Below are 21,824 nucleotides of genomic sequence, written 5' to 3' on the forward strand. Positions count from 1 at the left end.
TGGCTGAATAGAACCGTCGGCGCCGGTCGTGGCGCGACGGATCCAGCAAGGGGACAGCATGAGTGGGAGCAGCCCCGCCGCACGGTTGCAGCGGCTCTTCGAGGGCCACCGGCTCACGCCCACCCAGCGGCGCATCGCGCACTGCATGGTCCGCCGGGCCGCCGACGCACCGTTCCTCTCCAGCGTCGAGCTGGCCGAGCTGGCCGGGGTCAGCCAGCCTTCCGTCACCCGCTTCGCCGTCGCCCTCGGCTTCGACGGCTATCCGGCGCTGCGCAGGCACCTGCGCGAGGTCGCGCCCGCCGACGCGGAGCAGGACGACGCGGGGGAGACGTACAACGAGTACCAGCAGGCCGTCCGCGCCGAGATCGAGAACCTCCAGCACCTCTCCGACGTGCTCGCGGACCCCGCGCCCGTCGAGCGGGCCGGGCGGCTGCTCGCCGGCTCCCGGCCGCTGCCGGTGCTGGGGCTGCGGGCCGCCTCCTCCCAGGCGCGCGGCTTCGGCTACTTCGCCGCCAAGGTGCACCCCGACGTCCGGGTGCTCGACGAGGGCGGCAGCATGCTGCCCGACCGGATCGACTCCGCCCGCCGGGCCGGGGCCACCGCCCTGATGTGCTTCGCACTGCCGCGCCACCCCAAGGAGACCGTGGACGCGCTCGCGTACGCCCAGGACCAGGGGCTGACCGTGGTCACGGTCGCCGACTCCGCCTTCGCACCCGTCGCCAAGCACAGCGATCTGCTGCTCCCGGCGGCCATCGGCTCCGGGCTCTCCTTCGACACCGTCTGCGCGCCGATGCTACTCGGCCGGGTGTTGCTGGAAGCGATGTGCGACGAACTCCCCGACGCCCAGGCGCGCTTGGAGGAGTTCGACGTACGGGCGGCGGCGCGCGCTCTGTTCGTGGAGTGAGGCGAGTGAACGGAGCGAGGGGGATGAGGGAGTGAGAGGCCGCGCGTCCCGCTCCTGCGCGGATTCTCACGCATCGCTCATCTGCGGCCGCTAATCTCCGCGCCCAGAAGCACCGCTGCATCGGCGGTGCGCGGGATCTCGGGACCACCGGTTCTCGGAGAGATGCGCGGAGAGATCGCGGAGAGATCCGCGGAGAGATCCGCGGAGAGGGGTGGGGACGTGGGGCGCGGAGGACAGTCGCTGGCGAGAGTGGCCGTGACGGTACGGGCCGGGGCGGCGCCGCTGTGGTGGGCGGGGCTGGTGGCCGCGGCGGCGGGGGCGTTCGTTCCGGGGCTGACCGGGCGGCGGATCGGACTGCTGGCCGGGGCGGCGCTCTTCATCGTCGCCGTCGCCGTCGTGGCCCTGGCGAGGGGGAAGCGGTACGCGGAGCTGGCCCGCAGCGCCTCCCGCGCCGGGCGCGGCGACTTCCTCCAGGACCGGGCCGTGACCGTACGGGGGTGGCGGCGCGGGCGTCGGTGGTGGCTGCTGGGCGCGTTCGTCGTGGCGGTGGCGTCCTCGTTCGCGCTGCCCGGGGCCGGCGGGCTGCTGCTCGCGGGCGCGGGCGCCGGTCTCTGGGTCAAGGCCGTACGGATCGGACAGCGGGAGCGCCGTGAGGACGTCCTGTACTGGGTGCGCACGGACTGGGCCGGGTCCGGGAGCCCCATCGGCAAGCACGTGAAGGCGCACCGGACGACGGGTCCGGAGGCGGGGGACGCCGCGCCGGGCGGGGCGCGACGTCGCCGCCGGTGAGGGACGGGGAGGTGCTCAGACCTCCAGCTCCGCCTCGATCTTCTTCAGCTGGTGGCGGGCCATCGCCAGGTTCGCCCGGCTCGCGTCCAGCACGAGGTAGAGGAACAGGCCGTTGCCGCCGCGTGAGGTGAGCAGCCGGATCAGGTGGTACTGGGTGCCGAGCGTGATCAGGATGTCCTCGATCCCGTCCTTGATGCCCAGCTGCTCCATGGTGCGGAGCTTGGCGCGGACCACGTCGGTGTTGCCCGCGGCGGCGACCTCGAGATTGAAGTCCTTGCCGCCGCCGAGCGTGCCCAGGGCCATCCCGCTCGTGTAGTCGACGAGGGCGACACCCGTGGTGCCCTCGATCGAGCTCATCGCTTCCTTCAGTGACGCTTCGGTGTTCGCCATGGAGGCTCGTTTCCTTTCCCTGGCCGGTCGCGGTGACCGGGTCCGATGCTGTGCGGGCTTCTGTGCGGGCTGTTGCGCGGGCTTCTGCGTGATGGCGTGAGTCCCGGTGGCTGTGGCGGTGCGGGTGGGGGGATCGGGCCGGGGCGCGGGGCGCGTTACGTGGGGCGTTGCGGCAGGGCGCGGTTCGGCGCGGTGGCGGGGCGCGGGGGTGCGGCGCGGGCCGCGGCGGCGGGGCGCTCGGTGCGTTTCAGCGCGGCGTCGACGAGTTCGCCGATGCGGGCGCCGGCGCGGCGGCCCTCCAGATGGAGCCGGCCGACGTTGATGCGGTCCTCGGCCAGCAGCGTCAGGACGGCGGACGATCCGGCGGCGTAGGTGGCGATGTAGCCGCTGTCGCCGCGGACCAGCAGTTCGCGGAAGCCGCCCCGGCCGGTGGCGTCGGTCATCCGGACGGAGACGCCGAGTGCGGCGGCGGTGAGAGCGGCGACGCCCTCCGCCTCGACGCCCGGGGTGTCGTGGGCCAGGACCAGTCCGTCGGTGGAGGCGGCCAGCGCCCCGGAGAGCAGCGGGACCCGGGCCCGTAACCGCTGGAGCTCGTCGAGGACATCACGCGCTTCGGCCTCGGGCACCATCAGCTGTCTCCTCCCGGCACGCTGTCTGAGCGCGCGTATCACAGGGCCTCCAATGCGTCTCGGAGCCGGCGCAGCAGGGCGATATCGGGGTCGGCCGTCACCTCGGGGAGCGTGATCCGGGCGGCCGCGGAGGAGACCGGCAGGGGCTGCGCCCGGACCGCCTCCACCAGGCCGGCCGCCGCGAGCCGCCGCAGGTCGACCAGGATGTGGAAGGCCGAACGGCCCAGCGCCTGCGCGATGTCCGAGGCGGTGCGGACCCCGTCGGCCAGCTCCAGGAGCCGGCGCTGCCGGGCCGGGACCGGGGCGTCGGTCCGGTGCGCCGCCGTCCGCAGGAGCGGGGCGCCGTCGCAGGCGGGGTCCGGCCAGATCCGGTCCAGGAAGTCCCGTCTGCGCAGCGTCTCGCGCTCCACCGCGGCCACCGGGACCGGCCGCACGGGGCCGATCCAGTGCGACACCCCGTACCGGAACCGGGCGGGCGTCCCGGTCGGGGCGAGTGCGAAGAACGCGGCGTCGTACAGCGCGCCCAGATGGCACAACTCCAGTGCGCCGCCCGGAACATGACCGCTGTCCACGAGATAGCGGCCGACCCGGCGGCCCGCCCCGGCCTGCGCCACGGCGTCCCACCAGCCCTCGTGCGGCAGGGTCCCGCCGGTGGTGAGCAGGACGTCGATGCCGGGGGTGGCGGGGCTCTCGGCGTGCACCACCTGGCCGTCGGCGAGGTAGAGCGTGCCGCGGTCGCGCAGCAGGGCGCCGGTGGCCCGTTCGGCGGCGAGGCGTTGGAGCATCGGGGAGAGGACCGGGAGCCGGTCCGTTCTCGGTGCGCCGGGGTCTGCGGCTATCGCGCTCATGCCAGCACCAGCCGCTCCGCCAGCTCGCCGAGCCGCATCCGGGCGAGCGCGAGATTGCCCTCGGAGCGGTTCAGCCACAGATGCAGGAAGACGCTGCTGTCGAATGCCGTCTCCACGAAACGGAGCATGTGGTAACCGTCGTGGGTGGTGACGATGACGTCCTCGACGGGGGTGCTCGGCGGCCCCTCGGACGGCTCGTTCCCGCCGGGTGCGGCGAGGCGGGTGAAGGCCGGCTGTTCGGCGGTCATCCGGGCCACCTCCGCCGTCTCGGCGGCGGTGGCCTCGTGGTCGCCGCTGGGGGATTCCCCGATGGTGCCGAGGGCGAGACCGCTCGTCCAGTCGACCACCGAGGCGCCCCGGGCGCCGGGCAGCCTCATGACTTCGAGCAGGCACTCGTCGATTCCGGGCACGCGGATCTCCCCTCCCGACGTGGCGTACGGCTGTAACGCAGAGGCTACGCAACGTGCTCATGGCTGGTGGAGGTTCTGGCATTTTCCTTTGGTACATGCGTTCCAGGGTGTAAAGGAGCGGCTTGAATGCGGTGGCCGGAGGGGCGGGTGAGGTTCCGCCGGGGTGCGCGGCCCCGGACTTCGCGCGGGCCTTCATCACCGCCTCGACGAGGAGTCGCGGCCCGGCCCCCCTCGGCGGCGGCCTCCCGGAGCCTTCCCGCGCGTCGCCGGGACCGGCCGGTTTCGGCGGGAAATCGACGCCCCGGGCCGCGGTGCGGGCCGCCCCTGTTGACTACGACTATTCAGAGCAGCAGGATGTGAATAGATTTTCACCGTCGCGAGGAGGCACCGCCATGTCAGGACCCCGCCCCGTACGCGCACCGCGCGGCAGCGCACTGACCGCCCTGGGATGGCAGCAGGAAGCCGCCCTGCGGATGCTGCAGAACAACCTCGACCCCGAGGTCGCCGAGCACCCCGACAAGCTCGTCGTCTACGGCGGCACGGGCAAGGCGGCCCGCGACTGGCGCTCGTTCGACGCGATGGTCCGCACGCTGGAGACGCTCAAGCAGGACGAGACGATGCTCGTCCAGTCCGGGCGTCCGGTCGGCGTCATGCAGACCCACGAGTGGGCGCCGCGCGTGCTCATCGCCAACTCCAACCTGGTCGGCGACTGGGCCAACTGGGAGGAGTTCCGCCGCCTGGAGGCGCTCGGACTCACCATGTACGGCCAGATGACCGCCGGGTCCTGGATCTACATCGGCACCCAGGGCATCCTCCAGGGCACCTACGAGACCTTCGCCGCCGTCGCCGCCAAGAAGTTCGGCGGGACGCTGGCCGGGACGATCACCCTGACCGCCGGGCTCGGCGGCATGGGCGGCGCGCAGCCGCTCGCCGTCACCATGAACGACGGCGTCGCGATCTGCATCGACTGCGACCCGCGCGCCATCGAGCGCCGCATCGAGCACCGCTTCCTGGACGTGAAGGCCGACAACCTGGAGCACGCCCTCCAGCTCGCCGTCGAGGCCCGCGACGCCCGCCGCCCGCTCTCCATCGGCCTCCTCGGCAACGCGGCCGAGCTGCTGCCCCGGATGCTCGCCGAGAGCGCGCCGATCGACATCGTCACCGACCAGACCAGCGCCCACGACCCGCTGGCCTACCTGCCGCTCGGCGTCGACTTCGACGACATGGCGGACCTCGCCGCCGAGAAGCCCGCCGACTTCACCCAGCGCGCCCGCGAGTCGATGGCCCGCCACGTCGAGGCCATGGTCGGCTTCATGGACGCCGGCGCCGAGGTCTTCGACTACGGCAACTCCATCCGCGGCGAGGCCCAGCTCGCCGGATACGACCGGGCCTTCGACTTCCCCGGCTTCGTCCCCGCCTACATCCGCCCCCTCTTCTGCGAGGGCAAGGGCCCCTTCCGCTGGGCCGCGCTGTCCGGCGAGGCGTCCGACATCCACAAGACCGACAAGGCGATGCTGGAGCTCTTCCCGGAGAACGAGTCGCTGCACCGCTGGATCAAGATGGCCGGCGAGCGGGTCCACTTCCAGGGCCTGCCCGCCCGCATCTGCTGGCTCGGCTACGGCGAGCGCGACAAGGCCGGCGAGCGCTTCAACGACATGGTCGCGAGCGGCGAACTCGCCGCCCCGCTGGCCATCGGCCGCGACCACCTGGACTGCGGCTCGGTCGCCTCCCCGTACCGCGAGACCGAGGCCATGCTCGACGGCTCCGACGCCATCGCCGACTGGCCGCTGCTCAACGCCATGGTCAACGTCGCCTCCGGCGCCTCCTGGGTCTCCCTCCACCACGGCGGCGGCGTCGGCATGGGCCGCTCCATCCACGCGGGCCAGGTCTCCGTCGCCGACGGCACGAAGCTCGCGGGCGAGAAGATCCGCCGCGTCCTCACCAACGACCCCGGCATGGGCGTCATCCGCCACGTGGACGCCGGCTACGACATCGCCGAGAACGTCGCCGCCGACCAGGGCGTACGCGTCCCGATGACGGAGGGCAACTGATGTCGTCCGGCAGGTCCGGGGGCGAGCCCGCCCCCTCTCCCGGCGCCCGGGAGCAGTGGCGCTCCGGTGACTCCTTCCTCTCGATGTGGCGGGAGCTGGCGCCCGTCGGACGGCACCCCGACAGCGGCGGCTACCGGCGCTACGCCTGGTCGGCGGCCGACCTCGACTGCCGGGCCTGGTTCCGCGCGCAGGCCGAGGCGCGGGGCCTCACCCACGAGACCGACCGCAACGGCAACCAGTGGGCCTGGCTCGGCGACCCCCTGGCCGGGGACGCCGTCGTCACCGGCTCGCACCTGGACTCCGTCCCGGACGGTGGGGCCTTCGACGGTCCGCTCGGCGTGGTGTCCTCCTTCGCCGCGCTCGACGAACTCCATCGCAGGGGAGTGGAGTTCACCCGGCCGCTGGCCGTCACCAACTTCGGTGACGAGGAGGGCGCCCGCTTCGGCCTGGCCTGCGTCGGGTCCCGGCTCGCCGCCGGACAGCTCGCCGTCGCCGACGCCCACCGGCTGCGCGACGGCGACGGGATCACCCTGCCCGCCGCCATGGAGGGAGCCGGATACGACCCCGGGACCATCGGCCCCGACCCGGAACGGCTCGCCCGCATCGGCGCGTTCGTCGAACTCCACGTCGAGCAGGGCCGCGCCCTCGACCTGACCGGCGACCCCGTCGGCATCGCCTCCGCCATCTGGCCGCACGGCCGCTGGCGGTTCGACTTCCGGGGCGAGGCCAACCACGCGGGCACCACCCGCCTCGCCGACCGCCGCGACCCGATGCTCACGTACGCCGAGACCGTGCTCGCCGCCCGCCGCGAGGCCGAACTGACCGGCGCGCTCGCCACCTTCGGCAAGATCGCGGTCGAGCCCAACGGCGTCAACGCCATCCCCTCCCTCGTGCGCGGCTGGCTCGACTCCCGCGCCGCCGACCAGGCCACCCTCGACGCCGTCGTCACCGGCGTCGAACGCGCCGCCCGCGAGTACGCCGAGCGGGCCGGGATCGACCTCGACGTGGTCCGCGAATCGTTCACGCCCGTCGTCGAGTTCGAGCACGCCCTGCGCGACGAGCTCGGCACGATCCTGGAGCGGACCGGCGACACGGGACGGCCCGTCCCCGTCCTCGGCACCGGCGCGGGCCACGATGCGGGTATTTTGTCCGCTTCGGTGCCCACCGCCATGCTCTTCGTACGGAATCCCACCGGCATCTCGCACTCACCCGCCGAGCACGCCGCCGAGGACGACTGCACGGCCGGGGTCGGGGCACTCGCCGACGTACTGGAAGGTCTCGCGTGCAGCTGACACACCGGACGACGGGCGCGCCCGTCACCGCGACGTACTGGATGGACCACGCCTGGCTCGGCACACACGTCGAGCCGGGCGTCACCCTGGACGTCGCGGGCGGCCGCATCGCCGGGATCAGGACCGGGGTCGACACACCGCCGCCCGGCGCCACCGTGCTGCGCGGACTGACCCTCCCCGGCCTCGCCAACACCCACTCCCACGCCTTCCACCGGGCCCTGCGCGCCACCGTCCAGGTCGGCTCGGGCACCTTCTGGACCTGGCGCGAGCTGATGTACCGGACAGCCTCCCGGCTCACCCCGGACAGCTACTTCGACCTGGCCCGCGCCACCTACGCCGAAATGGCCCTGGCCGGCATCACCTCCGTCGGCGAGTTCCACTATCTGCACCACGCCCCCGGCGGCACCCCCTACGCCAACCCGAACGCCATGGGCGAGGCGCTGATCGCGGCCGCCGCCGAGGCCGGGATCCGGATCACCCTGCTGGACACCGCCTATCTCGCCGCCGGATTCGGCGAGAAGCCCAACCGGCACCAGCTGCGCTTCTCCGACACCACCGCCGAGGCCTGGGCGGAGCGCGCCTCCCTCCTCAAGGGCGACGACCACACCCTGATCGGCGCGGCGGTCCACTCCGTCCGGGCGGTCCCGGCCGGACAGCTGGCCACCGTCGTGCGGTGGGCCGAGGAGCGAAGCGCCCCGCTCCACGTCCACCTCTCCGAGCAGACGGCGGAGAACGACGCCTGCCAGGCCGCCCACGGCCGCACCCCCACCCGGCTGCTGGCCGACCACGGGGTCCTCGGCCCGCGCACCACCGGCATCCACAACACACATCTGACCGGGGCGGACATCGAGCTGCTCGGCTCCTCGGCCACCGGCACCTGCATGTGCCCCACCACCGAACGCGACCTGGCCGACGGCATCGGCCCCGCCGCCGCCCTCCAGAAGGCGGGCTCGCCGCTCTCGCTGGGCAGCGACAGCCACGCCGTGATCGACCTCTTCGAAGAGGCGCGCGCGATGGAGCTCAACGAGCGGCTGCGCACCCACATCCGGGGCCACTGGACGGCCGCCGCCCTGCTCCGGGCCGCCTCCGCCGACGGGCACGCCGCACTCGGCCGCCCCGACGCGGGCGTGCTGGAACCGGGCGCCCCCGCCGACCTGACCACCGTCGCGCTGGACTCCGTCAGAACGGCAGGGCCGGTGCCCCGACTGGCAGCGGAGAGCGCCGTATTCGCCGCCTCCGCCGCTGATGTGCGGCACACGGTCGTGGCGGGGCGGCACATCGTCCGGGACGGCCGTCACACGCAGATCGAGGACGTGCCCCGGGCGCTCGCGACCGCCATCGCCGCTCTGCACGGCTGACCGCCCCACGCCCCGTCCGCCACCCCGGACGTCCGGAGCGACCCGCACTCCCGCGCCCGACGCTCCGGGCTCTCCCGGAACGCAAGGAGAACAGCCTCACGATGACGACCACCGCCGTCACCCACATCGCCAGCCTGGTCACCAATGACCCCTCCCTCGGCAACGGGACCCCCCTGGGCCTGATCCAGGACGCGGCCGTCGTCATCGAGGGCGACCGCATCGTCTGGACCGGTGAATCCAGCAAAGCACCCGCCACTGACAACGTCCTCGACGCGGCCGGCCGCGCGGTGGTCCCGGGCTTCGTCGACTCCCACTCCCACCTGGTCTTCGCGGGCGACCGCACCCAGGAGTTCAACGCCCGGATGTCCGGGCAGCCCTACCGCGCCGGCGGCATCCGCACCACCGTCGCCGCCACCCGGGCCGCCTCCGACGAGGAGCTCTCCGCCAACGTCGCCCGCTACCTCGCCGAGGCCCTGCGCCAGGGCACCACCACCTTCGAGACCAAGTCCGGCTACGGCCTCACCGTCGAGGACGAGGCCCGTGCCCTGCGGGTCGCGGCCCGCCACACCGACGAGGTCACCTACCTCGGCGCGCACATCGTGTCCCCCGACTACGCGGACGACCCCGCCGGCTACGTCGACCTGGTCACCGGCCCGATGCTGGAGGCCTGCGCCCCGCACGCCCGCTGGATCGACGTGTTCTGCGAGCAGGGCGCCTTCGACGGCGACCAGGCCCGCGCCATCCTCACGGCGGGCCGCGCCAAGGGGCTGCACCCCCGTATCCACGCCAACCAGCTCACGTACGGCCCCGGCGTCCAGCTCGCCGTCGAGCTCGACGCCGCGTCGGCCGACCACTGCACCCACCTCACCGACGCGGACGTCGACGCGCTCGGCCAGGGTGACACGGTGGCGACGCTGCTCCCGGGCGCGGAGTTCTCCACCCGCGCCACCTGGCCCGACGCCCGCCGCCTCCTCGACGCGGGGGCCACCGTCGCGCTCTCCACGGACTGCAACCCCGGCTCGTCGTTCACCTCGTCGGTGCCCTTCTGTATCGCGCTGGCCGTGCGCGACATGGGGATGACCCCGGACGAGGCGATCTGGTCCGCCACCGCCGGCGGGGCCGCCGCCCTGCGCCGTACCGACATCGGCCGGATCACCCCCGGGGCCCGCGCCGACCTGGTGCTCCTCGACGCCCCGAGCCACGTCCACCTCGCCTACCGGCCCGGCGTGCCGTTGGTCAGCGCGGTCTGGCGGAGCGGTCAGCGGGTGGTGTGACACCGCCCGCACACGCGGAAGGACCCGCTCCCGGTATCCGGGGCGGGTCCTTCCGCGGTGCTCGACGGCCCGTGGGGCCCCGTGGCGGGGCAGCGGGCCGGTCGGGGGTCATTCCTCCAGGGTCAGACCCTTGCGGAGCTTGTTCAGCGTCCGGGAGAGCAGCCGGGACACGTGCATCTGCGAGATGTTCAGCTCCTCGCCGATCTCCGACTGCGTCATGTTGCTGACGAAGCGGAGCGAGAGGATCATCCGGTCCCGGGAGGGCAGCGCGGCGATCAGCGGCTTCAGGGACTCGACGTACTCGATGCCTTCGAGGCCGTGGTCCTCGTACCCGATGCGGTCCGCGAGGGCGCCCTCGTTGTCGTCCTCCTCGGGCTTGGCGTCCAGCGAGCTCGCGGTGTACGCGTTGCTCGCGGACATGCCCTCGACGACCTCTTCCGGGGTGATGCCGAGGCGCTCGGACAGCTCCGCCACGGTGGGCGCGCGGTCCAGCTGCTGGGAGAGCTCGTCGCCCGCCTTCGCCAGGTCGAGCCGCAGCTCCTGGAGCCGGCGCGGCACGCGCACGGACCAGCTGGTGTCACGGAAGAAGCGCTTGATCTCGCCGACGATGGTCGGCATCGCGAACGTGGGGAACTCCACACCGCGGCTCAGCTCGAACCGGTCGATCGCCTTGATCAGGCCGATCGTGCCGACCTGGACGATGTCCTCCATCGGCTCGCTGCGGGAGCGGAACCGGGAGGCGGCGAACTTGACGAGCGCGAGGTTGAGCTCGACGAGGGTGTTGCGTACGTAGCTGTACTCGTGGGTGCCCTCTTCGAGGGACTCCAGCCGCTCGAAGAGCGTCTTGGACAGCGCCCTGGCGTCCAGAGCGCCGACTTCGGCATAGGGCGGGATCTCGGGAAGTCCTTCGAGCCCCTCGCCGGAAGCGCCGGAGAAGTCTGAGGTGGTGCCGGTGGTGCCGGTGGTGCTGGCGCGCGGGCCGGGAACGGCGCTCGCGGCGGGGGAGTCGGAATTGGTCGGTCCCTGAGGACATGCCGACGACGCGTTGTGGGTACGCGCTTCGTCGAGCCGGGGTGACATGGTTCTCCTCCATCGTTCTCGGCATATGGCTGCCGATGCCCATACGTGTTCCTGCGGTGAAGCGGCGCCTCCAAAGCCGGTCGTGTTTCTGGTGTCCCTCTACCCATACCCGGTCCCGGCCAGCAGTGACAAGCGCCAATTGATGCCATATGTCCGGTTTGTTGAGGTCTCCGACTACCGCGTGGCGAACGGAACGCGTACTGTTTTACGCATGTCGGCGGCAGGTATGCATACAGCCGCACAGGCAGTGACGCGCACAGTGACGAACGGCGAAGAGGGACAGCGATGGACCGCGGGACGGTCGGCAGTGCCAACCGGGGTCGGCTACAGGTCGAGGCCCGGACCGAGGGGCGCAGCGAAGTCGTGACGCCGGTGGGTGAGCTCGATCACCACACCGCGGATCTGCTGCGCGAGCCGCTGGAGAGTGCGGTCGAGCAGGGGCGGTCACGCCTGGTGGTCGACTGCTCCCGCCTGGATTTCTGTGACTCCACCGGGCTGAACGTGCTGCTCGGCGCCCGCCTCAAGGCGGAGGCGGTCGGCGGAGGGGTTCATCTGGCCGGAATGCTGCCCGTCGTGGCGAGGGTCTTCGAGATCACCGGCGCGGAGGCGGTCTTCACCGTCCACGCCACGCTCGAAGAGGCTCTGGCCACCTGACCCGGCAGGGGCGTGCGACCGTGGACCTCCCCGATGTCGGCTGTGTCACGCGATCGTGTGCCCCAAGTGGGTGTTGTTGCGATACGGCAGGGCAGGAGACACCCCGGCGGCGCCCCGCAAGGGCTCCGGCACACTCGGTAACTGATCACTATCTGTACGACGGCGACATGGCGACATGGCGAATCGGTGAGGTGAAGCGCTGATGAGCACCACCCGGCAGCATCCGCCGGGCGACCTCGGTCGCGAGCCGGACGAAGCGGGCGCAGCCCCGGCCGTCCCGGCCGAGCGGCAGTGGCGCACGCTCTCCCTCGGTCAGGCCGGCGGCATCGTTCCGGCCGCCCGCGACTTCGCCCGGCAGGCGCTGCACGACTGGGGCTGGCTCCCGGCGTCCAGCGCCGACCGCCGGGCCGCCGCCGAGGACGTTCTGCTGGTGGTCTCCGAGCTGGTGACCAACGCCTGTCTCCACGCAGAGGGCCCCGAGGAGCTCCGGATCGGCCGCACCGCCAAGGTGCTGCGGGTCGAGGTCGTCGACCGGGGCGCCGGGCAGCCCGCACCCCGTACGCCGCACCGCGCCGGCCGGCCCGGGGGACACGGCATGTTCATCGTGCAGCGCCTCTGCCTCGACTGGGGCGTCCTGCGCACACCGGACGCCCCGGGCAAGACGGTCTGGGCGGAGCTGGCCGCGCCCGCCTAGGGGTCCGTTCCGCCGGGATTCCCGGCGATCCTCAACGAGCGGCTGTGCGGGCCGCCTTCGCCCGGTCCATCATGCGCAGAGCGTCGGCCGCCGCGGGCGACAGCGCGGCGCCGTCCTCCGGATCGGCGACAGCGCGGCGCCGTCCTTCAGATCGGCCAGAGGGACCCGGGCCGCCCGCTTCGCTGGACCCGCCGATCCCCGAAAGCCGGGCCGACAGCCGGGCCGGCGGCAGCCCCGGACGAGCGCGCCGGATCGGCCGCGCACTTTGTCTTCCCTCCATCAGGCCCCGGGCGTACCTTGAGCGCCCAATCTGATGTGCCGTCAGGAATGTGCGCCCGTACGGGCGTAGCGCGGCGGCGTCCGGCATGAGGGGAACACGAGGTGTCGAACCAGAAGCGGACCACTCTCGCGCTGGCGGCTGCGCTGGCAGGATCGATCGTGGTGGCGGGCGCCCCCGCCGCGCACGCCGAGGTCGTGGACGTCAACTACCAGTGCGTGACGCCCATCGGGCCCAAAGGGGCGGTCTCGCCCATCGATATCAAGGGCGTCAGGAGCGGCGACGGCTACCGGCTCACCATGTCCTTCCAGAAGGGCGTCTCCTCCAGCCCGGTCGAACTGGGCAAGGGGGCCATGAACCCGAGCGCCGTGATCGAGCTGGGCGGCGCGGAGAAGGGGAAGGTCCAGGTCTCCGGCCCGGCGAACGCCGAGGCGATTCCGGCCAACACCCCCATCAAGATCAGTGACCTGTCGGGGACGTACACCCCGAAGAAGAGCGGCAAGGTCACCTTCACCGCCGGGGTGCTCACCATCAAGGCCCTCGGTACGACCACCACCTGTACGCCCAAGAACAGCCCCGGCCCCTCCCTCGAACTCGACGTCCAGGGGGCGGGCGGTTCGTCGGGCGGCGGCTCCACCGGCGGCGGCTCCACGGGCGGTTCCACGGGCGGATCCGGCGGAGGCGGCTCGACCGGCGGCGCTTCGGGCGGCGGCGAACTGCCCCGCACCGGCCCGCTGGACTCGGCGGCGGCGCTCGGCACCCTCGGCGGCACCGTGCTGCTGACCGGAGCGGCCGGAGTGCTCTGGCTGACCCGGCGGGGGCAGCGCTCCGCAGGCTGATCCCTCCCCGGCAGAGGAGCCGCCCATGTCGCCACCCACCCCGCGCCTCCGCCGGGCGCTGCTCGTCCTGACGGCGGTGCTCGCCGCGCTGCTGTGCGCGGCGCTCACCCCGCTCCCGGCCGCCGCCGCCGACGGCCCGGCGGACTGGACGGCCCGGCCCGCCGGCGGGAGCACCGACCGGGACGCCCGGCCTTACGTCTATCTGGAGGGCACCCCCGGGACGGCCCTCCAGGACCGGCTCGCGGTGACCAACTCCGGCCGCGCCCCGCTGACCGTACGCCTGCGGGGCGACGGCCGGACCGGGGCCTGGACCGGGTTCGCCGCGGACACGGTCACCGTCCCGGCCCGGACCCGTGCCGAGGTGCCGTTCGCCCTCACGGTGCCCTCCGACGCGGTGCCCGGCGACGCGTCCGGGGAGGTCGTGGCCACCGGCGGGGACGAGGAGGTCCGCGTACCGGTCCGGGTGCGGATCGGCGGCCCGACGCTGGCGGCGCTCACCGTCGAGGACGTCGAGATATCCGGCGGAACCCTTCGGTACGCCCTGGTCAACCGGGGTAACGCGCTGCTGGAGCCCCGGCTGGCGGTGCGCGTCGACGGGGTGTTCGGCACGCTGCTGGACCGCCCGGAACGGCCCCTGCCGCTGGAACTGGCCCCCGGCCGACGGGTGGAACTGGCCGAGCCCTGGCCCGGCGCCCCGGCCCTGGACGCGGTCACCGTACGGCTGCGGGTCAGCGCGTCGGGGGGCGCTCGGGACGAGGCGCAGGTCTCGGCGACGTACGTCCCGGTACTCCCGGCCGTCGGCGGCGGGCTGCTGGTCCTCGGTGTCCTGGCCGTGCTCGGCTCCGGCGCGTACCGGCGGCGACGCGGCCGGCGCGGGCCACCGGACGAGCCGGAGGCACCGGAGACCTCCGGCGATCGGCGGCCGACCACAGAGACGAGGCCCTTGGTGAAGACGGGATCCCCGGTGAAGGCGGGACCCCCCGTGCATACGGGACCCCTGGTGAAGGCGGGAGCGGAATCGTGAAGCGGCAGTCCGGCACCGAAGCCCTCCGGCGCACCGCGTCGCCCGTCCTCCTGTTCCTGGCCGCTCTCCTGGCCCTCCTGCCCGCCCTGGTCGTCCTGACCGCGCCGGGCGCGCGGGCGGCCGACGGCGACCCCACCGTCAGCCTGTCCAAGAAGGAGGCCGGCCAGGGCGGGGAGATCACCGTCAGCGGCAGCGGCTGGCGCGCCCAGGCGCTGCTGATGCTGCTGGTCTGCGGTCAGTCCACGCCGGAGCGGGGCGTGATCGGCGGCACCAACTCCTGCGCCAACGCCGACGGCCGCGCGGTCACGACCGACAAGAAGGGCGCCTTCAGCAAGAAACTGCCGGTCACCGAACCGCCGAAGCCGTGCCCCTGCGTGGTGCACGTCGCCACGGTGACCGGCGAACAGGCCCTGGCCGACGCGGTGTTCACGGTCGCGGGCCACCCCACGGCGGACCTGCCGCGGCAGACCGGCGACGGGAAGCTCGCGGTGCTGGCCACCACACGCCTGGAGGGCGACAGCTCGCTGCTCACCTGGTTCGGGGCCCCGCCCGCCCGCCGGCTCGTCTTCACCGTGGGCAATCTCGGGTCCGCCCCCGTCGAGGACCCCGTCTTCGAGATCGGCACCGCGCACGGCGTCTACGCCCCGCAGTGGGAGGAACGCCAGTGGCGCGGCACGGTCGCCCCCGGCGGCAAGGCGCAGATCAAACTGCCGGTCGAACTGTCGGCGGGCGCGCACGGCGACTACCAGGTCTCCCTGCGGTACGGGGACAAGGTGCTGGCCGAGCAGCCGTGGGGGGTGAGCCGCCCGTGGGGCGTCCCGCTCTTCTGGGTCCTGCTGTGCCTCGTCGTCCCGGCGGCCGTCTTCCGCATCGGTATGGCGGTCGTGGACAAGGTCCGGCCCCGCCCCGCCGGTTCGCACGGTACGCGGAAGCGGACGCGGACACGGACACGGCCGCCGACCCGGCCTCCGGGCACGAGCGCCGGGCCCCACGCGAGCACGGGCACGGGCACGAGCACGAACGCGAACGTGACCACGGGCACGAGCACGAACGTGACCACGACCACGAACGCGACCACGAACGCGACCACGGCCGTGCTGCCGTGGTTCACCCAGGATTCCGCACCGTCAGAGAACCGACCCCCACCCACGACGAAGGGACAAGCGTGAGCACGCAACGGAGGATGAGCGCGGCCGGAGTCGCGCTGATGCTCGGCGGCGCGGGCATCCTGATGGCCGCGAGCCCGGCCCAGGCCGCCGAGGTCAGTTACGCGACGGAGTGCATTCCGCCGCCGATCTCGGGACTGCCCGCTGTGCAGGGCACCACGAAGGTGGAGCTGACCGCCCCGGCCGAGGCGAAGGTGGGCGACGAGATCGAGGTCGTCTGGAAGACGGTCGAGGCCGCGTCCAAGAACCCGGACGTGCTGGACCTGGGAGCGGACACGGTCAAGCCGACCGGAACCGTCACCCTGGGCGGTGCGGCGAGCGGCGAACTGAAGCTGGAGGGCCCGCGGCAGAACCCGCCCATTCCCAAGAACAGCCCCATGGTGCTGCCCGACATGAAGGGCACGCTGAAGCTGGAGGCCGCCGGCGAGATCACGCTGACGCCGGGCGCGTACAACATCAACGTGTCCAAGCCGATCTCCACGGACACCAAGTGCACGCCGAAGGAACAGGTCCAGCCGGGCGTCACGGTCAAGGTCACCGAGGGCGGCGGCTCCACCACGGGCGGCACGACCTCCGGGGGCACGGACAGCGGGGGCACGGACACCGGCGGCACCACGGCGGGCGGTGCGGACACCGGGGGAACCACGTCCGGAGGCGCAGATTCCGGCGGCACGAGCTCGGGCGGCGCGGACGGCGGCGCGGACACCGGAGGAACCACGTCCGGTGGAAGCACCGGCGGCGGGGGAGGCGAGACCGACTTCCCCGGCGAGGAGGTGTCCGTCGCCTACGCGTGCAAGACCCCGATCGGGGACAAGAACGCCACCTCGCCCGTCCGGATCAGCGCCAAGAAGAACGGTGGCGCGTACGACCTGACGGTGAAGTTCAGCGAGTCCGTGATGGACAGCCCGATCGACATTCCGGCCAACCAGGTCAAACCATCCATGGACGTCAAGCTCGGCGGGGCGGACCAGGGCACGGTCAAGGTCGAGGGACCGCTGAACAAGGAGGTCATCAAGACCGGTGCGCCGATCGAGATCCCCGATCTCACCGGCACCTACAAGCCCGGCGCGAGCGGTAAGTCCACGCTCAGCCCCGGTGTCCTGACGGTGATGGCCGCCGGTACGACGACCACCTGCACCCCGCCCGACGATGTGGCCGTCTCCCTGGAGCTGGACACCTCCGCCCAGCCGGGCGGCGCGTCCGGCGGCAGCGGGAGCGGCGGCGCGACCGGCTCCGGCGGAGCGGCGGCGTCCGGCGGCGGCACGGACTCCGGCGGCGGCCTGGCCGCCACCGGGGCCGAGGGCGACGGCGCGCTCAGGGCGCTCGGCCTGGTCGCCGGCACGGCGATCCTGCTGGGCGGCGCGGTGTTCACGTTCACCCCGTGGCGAAAGCTGCGCGGCATGCGCTGAGCCGGGACCACGTGCGGGGGCTCCGCCCGGAGAGCGTCTCTCCTGGCGGAGCCCCCGTCATGCTCTGAACTTGCTCAAATCACCCGCCGCGCCTTGCTCGCACAAGATCGACAAGGCTAGGTTTCCCGTGCGTCTCTTCGCAGCAGCGAAGGGCATCGTCTGGGTGCGGAACTGTCCGGCAGGCTTGACCACCTGCTGCTGCCGCACGGGTTGAGAAAAGGAACACCATGAACGTGACCTGGGGGAAGAAGGCTGCGACGGGCGTGCTCGCCGGCCTGCTGATGACGTCCGGACTGACGCTGGCCACCGCCGCGCCGGCTGCGGCGGCCGGTGCGAAGTACAGCTGCAAGGCGACGCCCAGCCTCTCGCTGGGGCGCCCGGTGTCGACCTCCGCCTGCAAGAAGTCCGCCAAGGGCAAGAGCGTCAAGAAGCACCGTGCCGTGCTCGTCTGCGATGTGGTCCGGGGGCGCGGAGCCGAGCACACCATTCCGTGGACGGTGATGGGCAGCTGGAAGAAGCCCAGCCAGAAGTCCTCGGTGAAGTGCGGGTTCAGCAGCTTCCTGCGGAGCGTCAAGGTCGAGACCAAGTAGTCGTCGCGACCGCCCGAACCGAACGGCAGCGGGTCCGCACGAGAAGCTCGTGCGGACCCGTTGCCGTGTTCGGGCGTGACCGGGGCGACGGTGTGACGTCGCCGGGGGCCTCGCTACTTGACGTTGCCCATGAGAGCGCGGATCTTGCGTCCCGCCACCATGAAGGCGATGCCCGCCGCGACCGCCACGACCGCCTGCAACGTGTAGTACGCGGCGTCGCCCAGCGGGGCGTTGAGCTTCGTGGTCCAGCCGTTCAGGGCGTTGCCCGTCGACGTGGCCAGGAACCACAGGCCCATGATCTGGCCGATGAACATCTTCGGCGCCAGCTTCGTCGACAGCGACAGGCCGACCGGGGAGAGGCACATCTCGCCCATGGTCTGCGCCAGGTAGACGGCGAGCAGCCAGAAGACGGTGACCTTGCCGGTGTCGCTGTTCGCCGCGGCCGCGCCCGCCAGGCCCATGATGCCGAAGGAGCCGCCGATGAGGAGCATCGCCAGGGCGAACTTCATCGGGGTGCTGGGCTCACGGTTGCGGGTGGCCAGCTTGACCCAGAGCCCGGCGAAGATCGGGGCCAGGATGATGACCATGGCCGGGTTGACCGACTGCAGCCAGGAGGCCGGGAACTCCCAGCCGCCGATGAGGCGGTCCGTCTTATTGTCGGCGAAGATCGTCAGCAGCGAGCCGGACTGGTCGTAGATCATCCAGAAGAGCACGGCCGTGATGAAGAACCACACGTACGCCTTGATCTTCGGCCGGTCCTCCTTGGTCAGCGCCGGGTCCCGGAAGATCGAGATGAAGTAGACGATCGGCACGACGACGCCGAGGACGGCCAGGACGTTGACGATGTGCTCTATGTCGTACGTGCCCAGCGCCAGGTCGATCAGCAGCGCGACGACCGCGACGCCGGACCACAGGCCCACCTTGCGCAGCATCTGCCGCCGCTCCTCGGGAGAGGCGGGCTTCGCGGGCAGCTTGCCGATCTCGCCGAGGTGCTTGGAGCCGAGGGCGTACTGGATGACCGCGAAGGTCATGCCGACACCGGCGACACCGAAGCCGAGGTGCCAGTTGACGTTCTCGCCGAGGTAGCCGACCAGCAGCGGGGCGGCGAGGCCACCGATGTTGATCGCCATGTAGAAGAGGGTGAAACCGGCGTCACGGCGGGCGCTGGACTGCCCCTCGTAGAGCGCGCCCACCATCGCCGAGATGTTCGGCTTCAGCAGGCCCGTACCGGCCGCGATCAGGGTGAGGCCGACGAAGAACGCGATGTCGCTCGGCAGGGCCAGGGTGAAGTGGCCGAGCGCGATGACGATGCCGCCGACCAGGACGGCCTTGCGGGCGCCCCAGAGACGGTCGGCGACCCAGCCGCCGGGCATCGCGGCCATGTAGACGACGGCGTTGTAGACGCCGTAGATGGAGGCGGCGAGCGCCTCCCGGCCCTCCAGGGGGCCGTCGAGCACGGCGGCCACCAAGTACAGGGTGAGGATGGCGCGCATCCCGTACCAGGAGAAGCGTTCCCACATCTCCGTCATGAACAGGGTGGCCATACCGCGGGGATGGCCGAAGAAGGTCTTTTCCCCGGGATGGGGCGAATCCTTCGTCAGGCTGGACGCCATGGTCGATCCTTGCTGGTCGGGACGCGTCGCCTCGTGAGCGTTACGCGCCCGGTGGGGGGCAGCCGGCACCGGCGCGGCGTACCCCGTCCCCACGCCTGGGGGACGCGCTCCGTACGGCCGGACTCCTGGCGGAGATGCGGCGGCGGAGCGGGGAGGAACCGCGTCGGGATCCACGCCCGTCACGCGTTCTCGCGCTCCGGGCCCGGCTCACAGGTCATTCACTCGGTTAACAGGCCGGCGGGTACCGGCCCCGCACACAAAAGAGACCCTTGGCGCTCATGGCTGCCCAAAGGTCCTTGAGTAGTGCAACAGGCGTTCGGACACCATACGACACGACACAGCGGGATATGAAAGGACTTGAGACATGGATCACAGGTCCGGATGGAACCAGACTCCCATATTCAAAGGTGCCCATCCTCTTTGTGTCGCTGACCCGCAGGTAGCGCCGTGGGCCTCACTCCCGGCCCCCCGTCCGGACTACCATCAGTCCATGACCCGTGTACTGCTCGCCGAGGACGACGCATCCATCTCGGAGCCACTGGCCCGCGCCCTGCGTCGGGAGGGTTACGAGGTCGAGGTCCGCCAGGACGGTCCGACCGCGCTCGACGCCGGACTCCAGGGCGGCATCGACCTGGTCGTCCTCGACCTGGGGCTGCCCGGGATGGACGGTCTCGAAGTCGCCCGACGGCTCCGGGCCGGCGGCCACACCATCCCGATCCTGGTGCTGACGGCGCGCGCCGACGAGGTCGACACGGTCGTCGGCCTGGACGCGGGCGCCGACGACTACGTCACCAAGCCGTTCCGGCTCGCCGAGCTGCTCGCCCGGGTCCGCGCCCTGCTGCGCCGCGGGGCCTCCGAGCCCGTCCCGCAGCCCGCCACCCACGGGGTCAGGATCGACGTCGAGTCGCACCGGGCCTGGATGGGCGAGGAGGAACTCCAGCTCACCGCCAAGGAGTTCGACCTGCTGCGGGTCCTGGTCCGGGACGCCGGCCGGGTCGTCACCCGCGACCAGCTGATGCGCGAGGTCTGGGACACCACCTGGTGGTCCTCCACCAAGACCCTCGACATGCACATCTCCTGGCTGCGCAAGAAGCTCGGCGACGACGCCGCCAATCCGCGCTACATCGCCACCGTCCGGGGCGTCGGCTTCCGGTTCGAGAAGAGCTGACGTACGAAGCTCCCATGCGTTGCGAAGACTGCCCTGACGTGCGTACCGACGTGCGTCCCGACGATCCGATGAGGCGGGTATGCGCCGCCGGCTGATCAACTCCACGCTCGCCGTGGTGCTCGTCGTCATCGCCGTCTTCGGCGTCTCGCTGGTGATCGTGGAGACGCGCACCATCAGCGCCAGCGCCCAGGAGAGCGTCGAGTCCGAGGCGCTCCGGCTGATCAGCGTGGTCGAGAGCCGGCTGCTGGGCTCGGAGCGGATCAACCCCGGGGTGCTGGCCGAGCAGATCGACCCCAAGCGGTACGCGCTCATCGAGATCCCCGGGCGCGACCCCATCTCCGTGGGCGAACGCCCCACCGGCAGCGTCCTGCGCGCCACCGAGACCGGGGAGCAGGGCGAGAAGGTCACCGTCGAGGAATCCCGCTCGGCCGTCACCCGCGAGGTCGGGCGCACCCTCCTGATCATCGGGGCGGTGGCGCTGCTGGCGATCGTGTCGGCCGTGCTGCTCGCCGTACGCCAGGCCAACCGGCTGGCCTCCCCGCTCACCGACCTCGCCGAGACCGCCGAACGCCTCGGCTCCGGAGACCCCCGCCCGCGCCACAAGCGGTACGGGGTGCCCGAGCTCGACCGGGTCGCCGACGTGCTGGACTCCTCGGCCGAGCGGATCGCCCGGATGCTCACCGCCGAACGCCGGCTGGCCGCGGACGCCTCGCACCAGCTGCGGACGCCGCTGACCGCGCTCTCCATGCGCATCGAGGAGATCTCCGTCACCGACGACCCCGAGACGGTCAAGGAGGAGGCGAACATCGCCCTCACCCAGGTCGAGCGCCTCACCGACGTCGTCGAGCGGCTCCTGACGAACTCCCGCGACCCGCGCACCGGCTCCGCCGTCGTCTTCGACCTCGACGAGATCGTCAAGCAGCAGATCGAGGAGTGGCGCCCCGCCTACCGCAGCGCGGGCCGCGCGCTGGTCTGCTCCGGGAAGCACGGGCTGAAGGCCGTCGGCACCCCGGGCGCGGTCGCCCAGGTCCTGGCGGCGCTGATCGAGAACTCCCTCATGCACGGCGGCGGCACCGTCGCCCTGCGCACCCGGGTCACCGGCAACCAGGCGGTCATCGAGGTCACCGACGAGGGCCCCGGCGTCCCCGCCGAACTGGGGGCGCGGATCTTCGAGCGGACCATCAGCGGCCGCAACTCGACCGGCATCGGCCTGGCCGTCGCGCGCGACCTCGCGGAGGCGGACGGCGGGCGGCTGGAGCTGCTCCAGCAGCACCCGGCGGTCTTCGCGCTCTTCCTCAGCCGGGTCCCGGTCGATCGCACGGACCCCGAGCGCCCGGTGCGCTGAACAACGACGGGGCCGGCGGG

The 21,824-nt window shown here is 72.4% G+C and carries 21 protein-coding genes; 15 read left to right on the forward strand and 6 right to left on the reverse strand.

The window, feature by feature from the left end; genetic code table 11:
• The first annotated feature begins 58 nt into the window (after window positions 1-58).
• The gene (locus ACH4UK_RS27360) at window positions 59-904 is read left to right on the forward strand and encodes a MurR/RpiR family transcriptional regulator (RefSeq protein WP_398360507.1); all 846 of its coding nucleotides are present in this window, start codon (window positions 59-61) and stop codon (window positions 902-904) included.
• A gap of 249 nt (window positions 905-1,153) precedes the next feature.
• The gene (locus tag ACH4UK_RS27365; protein WP_398360646.1) at window positions 1,154-1,693 is read left to right on the forward strand and encodes a hypothetical protein; all 540 of its coding nucleotides are present in this window, start codon (window positions 1,154-1,156) and stop codon (window positions 1,691-1,693) included.
• Between the two features lie 15 nt (window positions 1,694-1,708).
• On the opposite strand, the gene ACH4UK_RS27370 is transcribed toward ACH4UK_RS27365, so the two are convergent.
• The 4 genes from ACH4UK_RS27370 to ACH4UK_RS27385 all read right to left on the reverse strand — a co-directional run bounded on the left by ACH4UK_RS27370 (window position 1,709) and on the right by ACH4UK_RS27385 (window position 3,970).
• Window positions 1,709-2,083 (reverse strand): hypothetical protein, encoded by a 375-nt coding sequence (locus ACH4UK_RS27370; protein WP_398360509.1) that lies wholly within the window; start codon window positions 2,081-2,083, stop codon window positions 1,709-1,711.
• 155 nt (window positions 2,084-2,238) lie between these two features.
• Complete coding sequence (locus ACH4UK_RS27375; protein WP_398360511.1) at window positions 2,239-2,712, reverse strand: roadblock/LC7 domain-containing protein; 474 nt, start codon at window positions 2,710-2,712, stop codon at window positions 2,239-2,241.
• Window positions 2,713-2,750: 38 nt separating this feature from the next.
• Window positions 2,751-3,560 carry a winged helix-turn-helix domain-containing protein gene (locus ACH4UK_RS27380; RefSeq protein WP_398360513.1) on the reverse strand — a complete coding sequence of 270 codons (810 nt, stop codon included), beginning with the start codon at window positions 3,558-3,560 and terminating at the stop codon, window positions 2,751-2,753.
• Window positions 3,557-3,970, reverse strand: a complete 414-nt coding sequence (locus ACH4UK_RS27385) for a hypothetical protein (protein ID WP_398360515.1) — start codon at window positions 3,968-3,970, stop codon at window positions 3,557-3,559. Before ACH4UK_RS27385 ends, ACH4UK_RS27380 begins: the two co-directional genes overlap by 4 nt.
• 392 nt (window positions 3,971-4,362) lie before the next feature.
• On the opposite strand from ACH4UK_RS27385, the gene hutU reads away from it, so the two are divergent.
• From hutU to hutI, 4 genes are all read left to right on the forward strand, one after another.
• Window positions 4,363-6,021, forward strand: a complete 1,659-nt coding sequence (gene hutU, locus ACH4UK_RS27390) for a urocanate hydratase (protein ID WP_398360516.1) — start codon at window positions 4,363-4,365, stop codon at window positions 6,019-6,021.
• On the forward strand, window positions 6,021-7,313 hold the full coding sequence (locus ACH4UK_RS27395; RefSeq protein ID WP_398360518.1) for an allantoate amidohydrolase: 1,293 nt from the start codon (window positions 6,021-6,023) through the stop codon (window positions 7,311-7,313). Before hutU ends, ACH4UK_RS27395 begins: the two co-directional genes overlap by 1 nt.
• The gene (locus ACH4UK_RS27400; RefSeq protein ID WP_398360520.1) at window positions 7,304-8,671 is read left to right on the forward strand and encodes a formimidoylglutamate deiminase; all 1,368 of its coding nucleotides are present in this window, start codon (window positions 7,304-7,306) and stop codon (window positions 8,669-8,671) included. The genes ACH4UK_RS27395 and ACH4UK_RS27400 overlap by 10 nt, the downstream gene beginning before the upstream one ends.
• Window positions 8,672-8,772: 101 nt before the next feature.
• Window positions 8,773-9,945 (forward strand): imidazolonepropionase, encoded by a 1,173-nt coding sequence (gene hutI / locus ACH4UK_RS27405; RefSeq protein ID WP_398360522.1) that lies wholly within the window; start codon window positions 8,773-8,775, stop codon window positions 9,943-9,945.
• A gap of 108 nt (window positions 9,946-10,053) precedes the next feature.
• On the opposite strand, the gene ACH4UK_RS27410 is transcribed toward hutI, so the two are convergent.
• On the reverse strand, window positions 10,054-11,025 hold the full coding sequence (locus ACH4UK_RS27410) for an RNA polymerase sigma factor SigF (RefSeq protein WP_398360524.1): 972 nt from the start codon (window positions 11,023-11,025) through the stop codon (window positions 10,054-10,056).
• Window positions 11,026-11,310: 285 nt separating this feature from the next.
• Between ACH4UK_RS27410 and ACH4UK_RS27415 the strand changes: the two genes are divergently transcribed.
• The 7 genes from ACH4UK_RS27415 to ACH4UK_RS27445 all read left to right on the forward strand — a co-directional run bounded on the left by ACH4UK_RS27415 (window position 11,311) and on the right by ACH4UK_RS27445 (window position 17,678).
• Entirely contained in the window at window positions 11,311-11,679 is a 369-nt protein-coding gene (locus ACH4UK_RS27415; protein WP_003968692.1) for an STAS domain-containing protein, read from the forward strand.
• Between the two features lie 202 nt (window positions 11,680-11,881).
• Window positions 11,882-12,373 (forward strand): ATP-binding protein, encoded by a 492-nt coding sequence (locus ACH4UK_RS27420; RefSeq protein ID WP_398360526.1) that lies wholly within the window; start codon window positions 11,882-11,884, stop codon window positions 12,371-12,373.
• Between the two features lie 381 nt (window positions 12,374-12,754).
• Window positions 12,755-13,489, forward strand: a complete 735-nt coding sequence (locus ACH4UK_RS27425) for a peptidase (RefSeq protein WP_398360528.1) — start codon at window positions 12,755-12,757, stop codon at window positions 13,487-13,489.
• A gap of 25 nt (window positions 13,490-13,514) precedes the next feature.
• Window positions 13,515-14,513, forward strand: coding sequence for a hypothetical protein (locus ACH4UK_RS27430; protein ID WP_398360530.1), 999 nt, complete (start codon window positions 13,515-13,517; stop codon window positions 14,511-14,513).
• Window positions 14,510-15,682, forward strand: coding sequence for a hypothetical protein (locus ACH4UK_RS27435; protein WP_398360532.1), 1,173 nt, complete (start codon window positions 14,510-14,512; stop codon window positions 15,680-15,682). The genes ACH4UK_RS27430 and ACH4UK_RS27435 overlap by 4 nt, the downstream gene beginning before the upstream one ends.
• 14 nt (window positions 15,683-15,696) lie before the next feature.
• On the forward strand, window positions 15,697-17,088 hold the full coding sequence (locus tag ACH4UK_RS27440; protein ID WP_398360648.1) for a hypothetical protein: 1,392 nt from the start codon (window positions 15,697-15,699) through the stop codon (window positions 17,086-17,088).
• A 227-nt stretch (window positions 17,089-17,315) separates the two neighbouring features.
• A complete protein-coding gene (locus ACH4UK_RS27445; RefSeq protein WP_398360533.1) occupies window positions 17,316-17,678 on the forward strand; it encodes a hypothetical protein in 363 nt (120 codons plus the stop codon).
• Window positions 17,679-17,791: 113 nt separating this feature from the next.
• Here ACH4UK_RS27445 and ACH4UK_RS27450 read toward each other — a convergent pair whose 3' ends face one another.
• Entirely contained in the window at window positions 17,792-19,291 is a 1,500-nt protein-coding gene (locus tag ACH4UK_RS27450) for a peptide MFS transporter (RefSeq protein WP_398360535.1), read from the reverse strand.
• A gap of 490 nt (window positions 19,292-19,781) precedes the next feature.
• On the opposite strand from ACH4UK_RS27450, the gene ACH4UK_RS27455 reads away from it, so the two are divergent.
• Both ACH4UK_RS27455 and ACH4UK_RS27460 read left to right on the forward strand, forming a co-directional pair.
• Complete coding sequence (locus ACH4UK_RS27455; protein WP_007450117.1) at window positions 19,782-20,459, forward strand: response regulator transcription factor; 678 nt, start codon at window positions 19,782-19,784, stop codon at window positions 20,457-20,459.
• Between the two features lie 79 nt (window positions 20,460-20,538).
• Entirely contained in the window at window positions 20,539-21,804 is a 1,266-nt protein-coding gene (locus ACH4UK_RS27460; RefSeq protein WP_398360537.1) for an ATP-binding protein, read from the forward strand.
• Window positions 21,805-21,824: the final 20 nt, after the last annotated feature.

The organism is Streptomyces sp. NPDC020884, from assembly GCF_044333935.1.
Lineage (GTDB): Bacteria > Actinomycetota > Actinomycetes > Streptomycetales > Streptomycetaceae > Streptomyces.